Here is a 13,051-nt window from a genome sequence, read left to right as displayed (position 1 = left end):
GGGGTGTGGCCAGGCGCCCGGCCAGCCCTTCAGGGTAGCCGGACGCGCTTGACCTACAAGGCCGCGTCGATTTTTTTGGCGGCCTCGTCGCTGACCCAGGCGTGCCAGACCTCAGGATGTTCCTTGAGGAATATTTTCGCCAGTTTCGGCGATTCGATGCGCTCCTTGGCCATACGGCCCAGGTTCTGGTTGAGCAGGTCGATGGGCAGGTTGACCTTTTCCAGCACGGCCACCAGTTCCGGCGCCTGTTCATGGAATGCCTTGGACAGGCCGACCTTGATGCTCACGCTTTTATCCACGCCGGGTTTTTCCTGCAGCTTGACCAGGTCGACCTGACCCATCAGCGGCGTCGGCGACCAGTAGTAGAACAGGATCGGCTCGCCACGCTTGTAGCTCGACAGCACCGCCGCATCCAGCGCCGGGCCGGTGCCCGGGCGGAAGTTGGTGTAGGTGTTCTCCAGGCCGTAGCTTTTCAGCATTTCGCTGTTGTCCAGTTCGCAGGTCCAGCCGGCCGGGCAGTTGTAGAAGCGGCCCTTGGACGGTTCTTCCGGGTCCTTGAACACCTGGGCGTACTTGGCCAGATCTGCGATGTTCTTCAGGTCCGGCGCCTTGGCGGCAAGCTTGCGCTTGGCGTCGCCTTCGATCACGTAACGCGGCACGTACCAGCCCTCGATCGCACCGACGATAGGCGCGCCGACGCCCACGACCTTGCCGGCCTTCTCGGCCTTGTTCCAGACTTCGCTGCGGCCCACCCACTCTTCGGCGAACACCTGAATGTCGTTACTGCCCAGGGCGTTTTCCATGGTGATGGAGTTGCCCGGCAGGCTGTCGGTTTTGCAGTCGTAGCCTTTTTCCAACACGGTTTGCAGGATATCGGTCAGCAGCATGCCGCTTTCCCAGTTGAGGCCTGCGAACTTCACCGGCTTGCCGGATTCGCACCAACCGGCCGCCTGGGCGCCGGCGCTTGCCAGAAACAGAGTGGCCAGCAGGGTCTTATGTATTTTCATTGTGGTGACGCTCCCAATCTTGAAATGGATTACGGCAGTCAGTAGGCGTCCTGCCCTGTCCACGTCCCATCAGGCCTGTGCAACCGGCCTGGTTTTTATTGGCGCAGCGCCCTGCTCTGGCGGCAGGATCAGGTGGTCAGGTACCGCGCTGTGCCATTTTTTTGCGCACAGGTAATACAGGCCGGCGGGCAGCACCAGGCCGATGATCCAGGAGATATCCACGTCACCGAGGGCGGCCACCAGCGGGCCGGTGTAGAACTGGGTGGAAATGAACGGCAACTGCACCAGCACGCCAAACACATAGACGCTGATGCCCAGCAGGTTCCAACGTCCGTAGCGTCCGTTCGGATCGGCCAGGGCCGGCACGTCATAGCGCTCGCGGGTGATGCAGTAATAGTCGACCAGGTTGATCGCGCTCCACGGCGTGAAGAACGCCAGCAGAAACAGGATGAACGACTTGAACGCACCGAGGAACGAGTGCTGGCCGAGCAACGCGATCAGGGTTGCCGCGCCGACGATGACCAGCACGAACCCCAGACGCTGCCAGCGCGTGACTTCGAGGCGACCGCGAAAGCCGCTGATGATGGTCGCGATGCACATGAAGCTGCCGTAGGAGTTCAGGGTGGAAATCGTGACCTTGCCGAACGCGATGCTGAAATACAGCAACGCAGCGGTAGCCCCCGTGCCGCCCAGGCCGACGATGTAGGCCACTTCGTGACCGGCGAATTGCCCGTTGGACAACGCGGCGGCGAACACACCGAGGATCATCGCCACCTGCGCGCCGATCACCGAACCGGCACCGGCGGCGAGGAAGGTTTTCAGTGAGGACGTACGGCTCGGCAGGTAGCGTGAGTAGTCCGCCACATACGGGCCGAACGCGATCTGCCAGGAGGCCGCGAGCGACACTGCCAGCAGGAAACTGCTCCAGCTGAAGTGACGGATTTGCAGGAGCGCGCCAACGTCGGCCTGGCTCATCAGGCGGCTGAACAGATAGACAAACGCCACCATCCCAATGACGCTGGCGACGCGGCCGATGAAATGGATCACCCGATAGCCAAGCACCGTGACCAGCACGATGACACTGGCGAACATCAGGATACCGGTGCTGTCACTGACGCCGAACAGCTGGCCCAGCGCCTGGCCGGACAGCACGGTGCCGGTGGCGGTGAAGCCCAGGTACATCAGGCACACCAGCACAATCGGGATGGCCGCGCCGTACACCCCGAACTGCACACGGCTGGAGATCATCTGCGGCAGGCCGAGCTTGGGCCCTTGCGCCGCATGCAGGGCCATGACGCCGCCGCCGATCAGTTGGCCGATCAACAGACCGATCAACGACCAGAACACATCACCGCCCAGCACCACGGCCAGGGCCCCGGTGACGATGGCGGTGATCTGCAGGTTGGCGCCGAGCCACAGGGTGAACTGGCTCAAGAGACGACCGTGTCTTTCCGCTTCCGGGATGTAGTCGATCGAACGTTTTTCGATCAGCGGGGTGCTGCTTGCACGAGCGTCATTTACAGCCATTGTTGTTCAACCTCTGATGGATTGTTCTGCATGCGCATTGCTCTTCTGTGGGAGCTGGCTTGCCTGCGATGGCATCACCTCGGTCTTACTGACAAACCGAGTCGCCTGCATCGCGGGCAAGCCCGGCTCCCACAACAACCGAGCCGGTCTTTATTTGATCATCGGCAGGTTCAGGCCCTGCTCTTTGGCACAGTCGATCGCGATCTGGTAGCCGGCGTCCGCATGCCGCATCACCCCGGTGGCCGGGTCGTTGTGCAATACCCGCGCGATGCGTTCGGCCGCTTCATCGGTGCCGTCGCAGACGATGACCATGCCCGAATGCTGGGAGAAGCCCATGCCCACGCCACCGCCGTGGTGCAGCGAGACCCAGGTCGCGCCGCTCGCGGTGTTGAGCAAGGCGTTGAGCAGCGGCCAGTCGGACACGGCGTCGGAGCCATCCTGCATGGATTCGGTTTCGCGGTTGGGGCTGGCGACCGAGCCGGAGTCGAGGTGGTCCCGGCCAATCACCACCGGCGCCGACAGCTCGCCGCTGCGGACCATTTCGTTGAACGCCAGGCCCAGCTTGGCGCGCTGGCCCAGGCCGACCCAGCAGATACGCGCCGGCAGGCCCTGGAAGCTGATGCGTTCACGCGCCATGTCCAGCCAGTTGTGCAGGTGGGCGTCGTCCGGGATCAGCGCTTTGACTTTGGCGTCGGTCTTGTAGATGTCCTGCGGGTCGCCCGACAGCGCAGCCCAGCGGAACGGGCCGATGCCACGGCAGAACAGCGGGCGGATATAGGCCGGCACGAAGCCCGGAAAATCAAAGGCGTTTTCCACGCCGACTTCCAGGGCCATCTGGCGGATGTTGTTGCCGTAGTCGAAGGTCGGGATGCCCTGCTTCTGGAATTCGAGCATGGCTTTTACATGCACGGCCATCGACTGCTTGGCGGCCTGGATCACGACGGCCGGCTCGGTTTTGGCGCGGGCGCGGTATTCGTCCCAGGTCCAGCCGGCCGGCAGGTAGCCGTTGAGCGGGTCGTGGGCGCTGGTCTGGTCGGTGACCATGTCCGGGCGCACGCCGCGCTTGACCAGCTCCGGCAGGATTTCGGCGGCGTTACCCAGCAGGGCGATGGAAATGGCCTTGCCTTCCTGGGTGTATTTGGCGATACGGGCCAGGGCGTCGTCGAGGTCGGTGGCCTGCTCGTCGACATAGCGGCTGGCCAGACGGAAATCGATGCTGACCTGCTGGCATTCGATGTTCAGCGAGCACGCACCGGCCAGCGTGGCCGCGAGTGGCTGCGCGCCACCCATGCCGCCGAGGCCGGCGGTGAGCACCCAGCGGCCCTTGAGGTTGCTGTCGTAATGTTGGCGACCGGCTTCGACGAAGGTTTCGTAAGTGCCCTGGACGATGCCCTGGCTGCCGATGTAGATCCAGCTGCCAGCGGTCATCTGGCCGTACATGGCCAGGCCCTTGGCATCCAGTTCGTTGAAGTGTTCCCAACTGGCCCAGTGCGGCACCAGGTTGGAGTTGGCGATGAGCACGCGTGGCGCGTTGCTGTGGGTTTTGAACACGCCGACCGGCTTTCCCGACTGCACCAGCAGGGTTTCGTCGTCGTTCAGATGGGTGAGGCTCTCGACGATCTGGTCGTAGCACTCCCAATTGCGCGCCGCACGGCCGATGCCGCCGTACACCACCAGTTCTTTCGGGTTCTCGGCCACTTGCGGGTCGAGGTTGTTCATCAACATGCGCAGCGGCGCTTCGGTCAGCCAGCTTTTAGCGGTGAGCTTGTTACCGCGGGCGGCACGGATTTCGACATCACGGAACTGGGTAGGCTTGGTCACAACGCTGACTCCTGGGCGATCGATGCGCGAACAGGTGCGTGGGGAGGAAGAGTCTTACGCACACACCTTTACTTGTATGTACAAGCATATGCAATCGAGCGGCCAACTTGATGAGTCGGTCAGGGGGAATTTTTTATCGAATACACGGGAGCCTTGAGAATTAAGGCTTTGGGGGCTTTGTGAAATTTCCTGGGTGGGTGTTTTCAACGAGGGCGAAACACTGGAGTTGCATCACGCTGGGGCATTCGGTAACAAATTGGTGCACCGTTTTGTAAACACCGCCGAGAAATGTGGGAGGGAGCAAGCCCCCTCCCACATTTTTTAACCGCGCGCGGTCAGTTCGATAATGCAGCTACGGCCTGCCACGGAAATATCCAGCAAGCCGGTATTACCCTCCACTTGCAGGCAATCGTGATGGCCCAACTTCTGGTCCAGCACCTTCACTTCATCCGCCACGCTGAACACCAGCACCGTCTGCGCGGTGCTGAAAAAGCGCTGCACGCCGTCCACCCATTGCAAACGCGCGTGGTAACGCTGGGGCGAATAGATCAGGTTGAAATCGCGAATAGGCCCGGTGATCAGCCGGCAGGACACCTGACTGTCGCCACTGAAGGCGAAGGGTTGCAGCGGCAAGAGGCCGCGCTGCTCCTCGCCGTCCACGGTCAGCACCATGCCTGCGCCCTTGATCACGGTGATCACGCGCTGGTAGCCGGCGAAGGTGGAGAAACCGCCCGATTCGGCAATATCGGCAATCGACAGACGCCAGCCAAACCCCTCCAGGCCTTCGCCTGCATCACGGGTGATTTCTTCGGTGCTGCCGCCGCCATTTTTCCAGGGCATGCGCACATAGTCGGTGGCGCGCCACACGCTGACTTCACTCATTTGCTGAAACGCCCTTCGAGGCTGTGCCGGGAACCGGGGTGGATCAAGCGTGCGGCGGTTACCGGCTGACGGCCCGACCAGGTGCGCCGGCGAATCAACAGGCAGGGTTCGCTCGGCTCGATCTGCAGCAGTTTGCATTCGGCGGCGTCAGCGAGAATCGCTTCGACCACGTGCTCGCCTTCGGTGAGCGGCGCCACCTGGTTGAGGTACGCGTAGGGGGTTTGCTGGGTGAAGTCCTGCTGCAGGTAGTCGGGCGCGACTGCGGCGTTGACGAAGCGGTCTTCGATCTGCACGGGGATATCGTTTTCGTAGTGCACGATCAGCGAGTGGAACACCCGCCCGCCTTCACGCATTTCCAGCGCAACGGCGCGCTCGGAACCGGCAGCCTCTTCGCACAGGTGGATGACCTGGCAGGTATGACGATGGCCGCGCGAGGCAATCTCATCGGCAATGTTGTGCACTTCGAACAGTGCCGACTGGCTCTTGGGTTCAGCGACGAATGTGCCCACGCCCTGCATGCGCACCAGCAACCCTTCGGCGGTGAGTTCGCGCAGGGCGCGGTTGATGGTCATGCGGCTGAAGCCCAACTGGCTGACCAGTTCGCTTTCCGACGGCACGCGGTAATGGGGCGGCCAGTTACCGTTGAGAATCTGCTGGCTGATCATCTGTTTGACGCGGGCATACAAGGGCGCCGGACTTTCGTCCATGTGGGCAACCAGCGAAGACTTGGCAGGCGGAGTCGGCACAGGGAATCCTTGCAGGGAAAAAAGAAGCATAGATTGCCGGAGTTTACCGAGCAGGCAAACGTCTGTATATGTATATACAAATAAACACACGACCGGAGTCTTCTGATCATGTCCGCATTCTTTGCCGAACGCGCGCTGCTGCCTGATGGATGGGCCAACGATGTACGCCTTGAGGTGGGCGTCGACGGACTGCTGACTCGGGTCGAGGCCAATGCCGACGCAGACGGCGCCGAGCGGCTCAGAGGCCCGCTGTTGGCCGGCATGCCGAACCTGCATTCCCATGCCTTCCAGCGCGCCATGGCCGGCCTGGCGGAAGTGGCGGGCAACCCGAATGACAGTTTCTGGACCTGGCGCGAGCTGATGTACCGCATGGTCGGCAAGATCAGCCCGGACCAGTTGCAGGTGATCGCGCGCCAGCTGTACATCGAAATGCTCAAGGCCGGCTACACCTCGGTGGCCGAGTTTCATTACGTGCATCACGATGTCAGCGGCCAGCCTTACGCCGACCGCGCCGAGCTGTCGCGGCAGATCAGCCAGGCGGCCGCCCACAGCGGTATCGGCCTGACGCTGGTGCCGGTGCTCTACACCCACTCGGGGTTTGGTGGCCAGGCGCCGAACGAGGGCCAGCGGCGGTTTATCAACAGCACCGACAGTTACCTGGACCTGCAGGCCCGCTTGCGTCCGATGCTGGCGGCACAACCGGCGCAGCAGCTGGGGCTGTGTTTCCACTCGCTGCGCGCGGTCACCCCGCAGCAGATCCACGACGTGCTCGCAGCCGGCGACAAGGCGTGCCCCGTGCATATCCACATCGCCGAGCAGCAGAAAGAAGTCGACGATTGCCTGGCCTGGAGCGGCAAGCGTCCGCTGCAATGGCTGTATGACAACGTTGAGGTCGATGAGCGCTGGTGCCTGGTGCACGCCACCCATGCCGATGCGGACGAAGTCGCGCGCATGGCCAGGAGCCGTGCGATTGCAGGGTTGTGTCTGACCACTGAGGCGAATCTGGGTGACGGGATTTTCCCGGCGGTGGATTTTCTCGCCCAGGGTGGGCGCATGGGCATCGGCTCCGACAGCCATGTGTCGCTGAGCGTGGTGGAGGAATTGCGCTGGCTGGAATATGGCCAGCGGTTGCGGGATCAGCGGCGCAATCGTCTGTATCGCTCCGATCAGCCGATGGTCGGCCGCACGCTGTTTGATGCGGCGCTGGACGGTGGGGCCCAGGCGCTGGGGCAACCGGTGGGTCGATTGGAAGTGGGCAAGCGGGCGGACTGGATCGTGCTTGACGGTAATGATCCGTACCTGGCCACGGCGAGCGGAGATGGGATTCTCAATCGCTGGCTGTTCGCCGGAGGAGATCGGCAGGTGCGTGATGTGCTGGTGAACGGCAAATGGGTGGTGCGCGAGGGGCATCATGCCGACGAAGAGGAAAGCGCGACGGCCTTCACGCAGGTGTTGAGGACTCTACTCGGATAAAAAATGTGGGAGGGGGCTTGCTCCCGATTGCGGCATGTCAGTCATGAATATAGCGACTGATGCACGGCTATCGGAAGCAAGCCTCCTCCCACATTGGGTTGAGGGTGTTGCCGAGGTTATTGCGAGGTCTTGGCCATCTGCTTGTCCGAGGTGCGGAAGATCAGGCGCGTGGTGTCATAGCCCTGTTGCCGCGCCCTGCTGAGCAGGTCTTCACGAGTTTCAGCGCTCACCGTTGGTGTACGCGACAGGATCCACATGTAGCGACGGCTCGGGCTGCCCACGATGGCGGTCTTGTAGTCATCGCTGACGTACAACACCCAGTAGTCGCCCTTGGCAACGCCCGGCAGCAGCGCAGTAAACCAGTTATTGAATTCCACCCAGAGCTTGTCGGTCTTGCCCGGCACTTGCGGTGTGGCGGTGCCCTTGGCTTCTTCCCACTTCCACTCGGTGGTCAGGCAGCGATTGAACACCGACATGTCGCCATCCGGCAGCAGGTTGTAGCGGGCTTCCGACTGCGCGCAGTTGCGCTGGAAGTACATCGGCAATCGAGCCAACTCGTACCAGGTGCCCTGGTAACGTTTGAGGTTGACGTTGCTCGCGGTCTTGGGTTGCAGATCATCGCCAGAATGGCTGGCGCAGCCTGCCAAAAACAGGCTGGCGCAAAGGAACAAAACAAAACGCATCATTCTTCTTCTCCCGCAGGCTTGCGCCCCGGTTTACTTCAGGCCTTGCCCGGAAAACAACACAACCTTGTCACCGGCATATTGAACGCTGATAAAACTGTTTTTATCGCCCCAGGTGCAGCTGGACATGCCCAGTGCGCCGGAACAGTCAGTCGGCGTGCCCAGCAACGACTCCACCTCAGCCTTGGGCATCCCGGCCGACAACTTTGCGTAATTCTCTTGATTGACCTTGCTGCAAGCGGCCAGCAGCACGCAAAAAGTCAGCAAGGCGAGACGACGTAACGACATGGATAAACTCCTGGAAGGGCGAAGCAGCGTGGGTATCTGCCAGAACCTTAGAAGGGAAAAGGGGGGTCTGGTTCCCGACGCGCAAAAACAAAAAAAACCCCGAAAACGCTGAAACGTTTCGGGGCTTCTTCAACGGTGATCCGCCTCACAACACGGCGGATTGTTTATCGCACGCGCTTACTTCTTGTGATACGACGTCACGCGCTCAACTTCTTCCTTCGAACCCAGGAACACCGCCACACGCTGGTGCAGGCCTTCAGGCTGGATGTCGAGGATGCGCTGGTGACCGTCGGTGGACGCGCCGCCAGCCTGCTCAACCAGGAACGACATCGGGTTGGCTTCGTACATCAGGCGCAACTTGCCCGGTTTGGACGGCTCGCGGCTGTCGCGTGGGTACATGAACAAGCCACCACGGGTGAGGATACGGTGCACGTCGGCCACCATTGCAGCCACCCAGCGCATGTTGAAGTTTTTCTTCAGCGGGCCTTCTTCGCCAGCCATCAGCTCGCCAACATAGCGGGTCACCGGCTCTTCCCAGTGACGCTGGTTGGACATGTTGATCGCAAACTCCTGGGTGGACGCAGGAATGGTGATGTCTTCGTGGGTGAGTACGAAGCTGCCCATTTCGCGGTCCAGGGTGAAGCCTTTTACGCCGTCGCCCAGGGTCAGCACCAGCATGGTCTGCGGGCCGTAGATTGCGTAGCCGGCAGCCACCTGCTCGGTGCCTGGCTGCAGAAAGGCCTTTTCGTTCAGCGCTTCGTTCTGGCTCAGGTATTCGTTGGGGCAACGCAGTACCGAGAAGATGGTGCCGACCGGTGCGTTGATGTCGATGTTGGACGAGCCGTCCAATGGGTCGAATACCAGCAGATAGGCGCCCTTCGGGTATTTGCCCGGAATCTGGTAGGCATTGTCCATTTCCTCGGACGCCATGCCGGCCAGGTGACCGCCCCATTCGTTGGCTTCGAGCAGGATCTCGTTGGAGATCACGTCGAGCTTCTTCTGCACTTCGCCCTGCACGTTTTCAGTGCCCATGCTGCCCAGGACACCCCCCAATGCGCCTTTGGACACGGCGTGGCTGATTTCCTTGCAGGCACGCGCCACCACTTCGATAAGGAAGCGCAGATCGGCAGGCGTGTTATTGCTGCGGGTCTGCTCGATCAAATAGCGACTCAAGGTAACGCGGGACATGTAAGGCTCCGGACAATGGGGGGCTGAAAACCCGCGCAGTTTAGCGCGAGTCGGGGCTTAAATCCTCTCATCAGAGGATTTAAGCGCAATAGAGTTCATGGTCTGGCAACAGATCCAATGCGGGAGGGAGCAAGCCCCCTCCCGCACTGTGCATTGCAGCGTTTAGTCGAGCGCTTTCCAGATTTCGGTGGCGTACTCGCGGATGGTGCGGTCCGAGCTGAACCAGCCCATGCGCGCGGTGTTGAGCACCGCCGAACGCCACCACGCCTTGGAGTCGTGCCAATGCGCTTCTACCCGTGCCTGGGCGTCCCAGTAGGAATCGAAGTCGGCGCACACCAGGAAGCGGTCGTAGTCGATCAGCCCGTCGATCAGGCCCACGTAGCGGCCCGGATCATCCGGCGAGAACACCCCGCCGCGGATGGCCTGCAGCACGTCGTTGAGACGATGGGATGCAGCAATGTCCGGCCCGGCGCTGAATTCACCGGCGTGCTTGCGGGCTTCCACCTGCTGCGCGCTGAGGCCGAAGATGAACATGTGCTCGGCGCCGACCTGCTCGTGCATCTCCACATTCGCGCCATCCATGGTGCCGATGGTGAGCGCACCGTTGAGGCCGAACTTCATGTTGCTGGTGCCCGAGGCCTCGAAGCCGGCAGTGGAAATCTGCTCCGACAAGTCCGCCGCCGGGATGATGCTTTCTGCCAGGCTCACGTTGTAGTTGGGCAGGAACACCACCTTGAGCAGACCACGTACGGTCGGGTCGTTGTTCACGGTGCGCGCGATGTCGTTGGTCAGCTTGATGATCAGCTTGGCCTGGTGATAGCTCGCCGCCGCCTTGCCCGCGAAGATCTTCACCCGCGGCACCCAGTCGGTGCCCGGCTCGGCACGGATCGCCTGGTACAGCGCCACGGTGTGCAGCAGGTTCAGCAGTTGGCGCTTGTACTCGTGGATACGCTTGACCTGTACGTCGAACATCGCCGCCGGGTTGACCGAAATGCCCAGGCGCTCATGGATGATCTCGGCCAGCGCACGCTTGCTGTGCAGGCGCTGGTCGGCGAAGGCTTTGCGGAAGGCCTGTTTCTCGGCGAAGGTTTCAAGCTCCGTCAGGCGGGTTTCCATGGTGTCGAGAATGTCCGGCCCCAGCGCTTCCACCAGCATCTGCGTGAGCTTGGGGTTGGCCTGGTACAGCCAGCGGCGGAAGGTAATGCCGTTGGTTTTGTTGTTGATGCGTTCCGGGTAGAGCTTGTGCAGTTCGGAGAACACGGTGCTGCGCATCAACTGGGTGTGCAGGCCGGATACGCCGTTGACGCTGTGGGAACCGAGGAACGCCAGGTTGCCCATGCGCACGCGGCGGCCGTTGTCTTCTTCGATCAGCGAAACGGCGCGCAGCACGTCGAAATCGTGGATGCCTTTGGCGCGCAGCGAGTCGATGTGCTGGGCATTGATCAGGTAGATGATCTGCATGTGCCGGGGCAACATGCGCTCCATCAAGCCGACCGGCCAGGTTTCCAGGGCTTCAGGCAGCAGGGTGTGGTTGGTGTAGGACAGCGTTTCGACGGTCACGTCCCACGCGGCTTCCCAGGGAATGTCGTGCAGGTCCACCAGTTGACGCATCAGTTCGGCCACGGCGATGGACGGGTGAGTGTCGTTGAGCTGGATCGCGGCGTGTTCGCCCAGGCTCAGGACCGAGCCGTGCATGTTCTTGTGGCGGCGCAGCAGATCCTGCAACGAAGCGGAGACGAAGAAGTACTCCTGGCGCAGGCGCAGTTCCTGCCCGGCTTCGGTGCTGTCGGCCGGGTAAAGCACGCGGGAAATACTTTCGGCGCGGGCCACTTCGGCGACGGCGCCCAAGTGGTCACCGGCGTTGAAGCGCTCCAGGTGCAAGTCCTCAACGGCGCGCGCACGCCACAGGCGCAGGGTATTGACGCTGGCACCGCGCCAGCCGACCACCGGCGTGTCGTAGGCAACCGCGCGCACGGTTTCGCCGGGCGTCCACACCTGGATCATCTTGCCGGACGCATCCGGCAGGGTTTCGACGCTGCCGCCAAAACCAATCGGGTAAATCACTTCGGCGCGTTCGAATTCCCATGGGTTGCCGAAATCCAGCCAGCGTTCGGTCTGCTCCTGTTGCCAGCCATCGACAATCGCCTGGCGGAACAAGCCGTGCTCGTAGCGGATGCCGTAACCATGCCCGGCGATGCCGAGGGTGGACATGCTTTCCATGAAGCACGCGGCCAGACGCCCCAGGCCACCGTTGCCGAGCGCCGCATCGGGCTCCAGCAGACGAATGCGCTCAAGGTCGACGCCCAGCTCAGCCAGTGCGTCGCGCGCGATCTCCAGCACGCCCAGATTGCTCAAGCTGTCGTAGAGCAAGCGGCCAATAAGAAATTCCAGCGAGAGGTAATACACCCGCTTCTGGCCTTTGCGGTAGATACGCCGCGTGTGGTCCATCCAGTGGTCGACCATCTGGTCGCGGGCGGCCAGGGCAATGGCTTCGAACCAGTCGTGGTCGAAGGCGTGATCCGGGTCCTTGCCCACCGCGTAAGTGAGTTTGGTCAAGACGGCATCGCGAAATGCGGCTACCTCTGCTTCTCGTGCAAGTGGTTCCTGAGACATCAATTGCGACCTCGGGCGAGATAGAAGGAGTTGCTAGAGCCTAGACCGTCTGACAGACGGTAGCGGCTGCGGTTCGTCAGTTTTTTAACTCATTAACGGTTTGGTGAATTTGATGCAGGCGCCGTGCCCGCTTTTGGCTCAGGCGTGCCTTTTGGCTGAAACCCGCAAAATATTGTTCAAAAAACCACCAATCCCGGTATGATCGCGCGCCCTGCTACCGCCCCACCCTGGAACCCTGATGAAGCCTCAACTGATCGCCGCCGCGGAACTCGACCGTCTGGAAACCTGGCAGAAATATTCCGCCCACATGTGCGGCGGCTGCGTGTCCAGCTGCTGCACGCTGCCGGTCGAGGTGAAGATCAAGGACCTGATCCGCATTGGCATCGTCGACGAATTCGAGCGCGGTGACCCGCCGAAGAACATCGCCAAGCGGTTGCAGAAGGAAGGCATCGTGGAGCGCTACAACAACAAATCCGAGATCTTTACCCTGCAGCGCATGAGCAACAACGATTGCCTGTACCTGGATCGTAAGACGCGCTTCTGCACTATTTATGACAAGCGCCCGGATACCTGCCGCAACCACCCGAAAATCGGCCCGCGGCCGGGGTACTGCGCGTACAAGCCGAAGGAAGTGGTGCGCGAGACCAAGTTCAAGACCCTCGATAAGTTCTGATTCGGGTTTTGTGGGGCTGTTGAGGGCCCTATCGGGGGCAAGCCCCCTCCCACATTTTGATCTGTGAACACATTCAAAGGTGGGAAGAGGCTTGCCCCCGATGAGGCCAGTACAGCCACCACCAAAAACTGCAGGCATAAAAAAACGCCC

General features: G+C 61.5%; 11 protein-coding genes. 2 read left to right on the top strand and 9 right to left on the bottom strand.

Features of this window, described 5'->3' with window-relative positions; all coding sequences use genetic code 11:
- Window positions 1-53 precede the first annotated feature (53 nt).
- The 5 genes from JOE32_RS19100 to hutC form a co-directional block, all read right to left on the bottom strand.
- A complete protein-coding gene (locus tag JOE32_RS19100) occupies window positions 54-1,007 on the bottom strand; it encodes an ABC transporter substrate-binding protein (protein ID WP_209987498.1) in 954 nt (317 codons plus the stop codon).
- A gap of 69 nt (window positions 1,008-1,076) precedes the next feature.
- Entirely contained in the window at window positions 1,077-2,534 is a 1,458-nt protein-coding gene (locus JOE32_RS19095) for a cytosine permease (protein WP_209987493.1), read from the bottom strand.
- A 150-nt stretch (window positions 2,535-2,684) separates the two neighbouring features.
- Window positions 2,685-4,355: a urocanate hydratase gene (gene hutU, locus JOE32_RS19090; RefSeq protein ID WP_209987491.1), complete on the bottom strand. Its 1,671-nt coding sequence runs from the start codon at window positions 4,353-4,355 to the stop codon at window positions 2,685-2,687.
- Between the two features lie 321 nt (window positions 4,356-4,676).
- Window positions 4,677-5,237, bottom strand: coding sequence for a HutD family protein (locus JOE32_RS19085; protein WP_209987488.1), 561 nt, complete (start codon window positions 5,235-5,237; stop codon window positions 4,677-4,679).
- Window positions 5,234-6,013: a histidine utilization repressor gene (gene hutC / locus JOE32_RS19080; protein WP_209987485.1), complete on the bottom strand. Its 780-nt coding sequence runs from the start codon at window positions 6,011-6,013 to the stop codon at window positions 5,234-5,236. Before hutC ends, JOE32_RS19085 begins: the two co-directional genes overlap by 4 nt.
- A 78-nt stretch (window positions 6,014-6,091) precedes the next feature.
- Between hutC and JOE32_RS19075 the strand changes: the two genes are divergently transcribed.
- Window positions 6,092-7,456, top strand: coding sequence for a formimidoylglutamate deiminase (locus tag JOE32_RS19075; protein WP_209987480.1), 1,365 nt, complete (start codon window positions 6,092-6,094; stop codon window positions 7,454-7,456).
- A gap of 116 nt (window positions 7,457-7,572) precedes the next feature.
- On the opposite strand, the gene JOE32_RS19070 is transcribed toward JOE32_RS19075, so the two are convergent.
- From JOE32_RS19070 to JOE32_RS19055, 4 genes are all read right to left on the bottom strand, one after another.
- Window positions 7,573-8,142 (bottom strand): lipocalin family protein, encoded by a 570-nt coding sequence (locus JOE32_RS19070; protein ID WP_209987474.1) that lies wholly within the window; start codon window positions 8,140-8,142, stop codon window positions 7,573-7,575.
- Between the two features lie 30 nt (window positions 8,143-8,172).
- Window positions 8,173-8,427 (bottom strand): hypothetical protein, encoded by a 255-nt coding sequence (locus JOE32_RS19065; protein ID WP_209987470.1) that lies wholly within the window; start codon window positions 8,425-8,427, stop codon window positions 8,173-8,175.
- A gap of 177 nt (window positions 8,428-8,604) precedes the next feature.
- Window positions 8,605-9,615, bottom strand: a complete 1,011-nt coding sequence (locus tag JOE32_RS19060; protein ID WP_209987467.1) for a class 1 fructose-bisphosphatase — start codon at window positions 9,613-9,615, stop codon at window positions 8,605-8,607.
- 162 nt (window positions 9,616-9,777) lie between these two features.
- Entirely contained in the window at window positions 9,778-12,228 is a 2,451-nt protein-coding gene (locus tag JOE32_RS19055) for a glycogen/starch/alpha-glucan phosphorylase (RefSeq protein ID WP_209987464.1), read from the bottom strand.
- 238 nt (window positions 12,229-12,466) lie between these two features.
- Between JOE32_RS19055 and JOE32_RS19050 the strand changes: the two genes are divergently transcribed.
- Window positions 12,467-12,901: a YkgJ family cysteine cluster protein gene (locus tag JOE32_RS19050; RefSeq protein WP_024072902.1), complete on the top strand. Its 435-nt coding sequence runs from the start codon at window positions 12,467-12,469 to the stop codon at window positions 12,899-12,901.
- Window positions 12,902-13,051: the final 150 nt, after the last annotated feature.

Source organism: Pseudomonas sp. PvP025 (assembly GCF_017832155.1).
Lineage (GTDB): Bacteria > Pseudomonadota > Gammaproteobacteria > Pseudomonadales > Pseudomonadaceae > Aquipseudomonas.
Note: the sequence above shows the minus strand (reverse complement) of the source record. Positions and strands in the feature narration are given on the sequence as shown.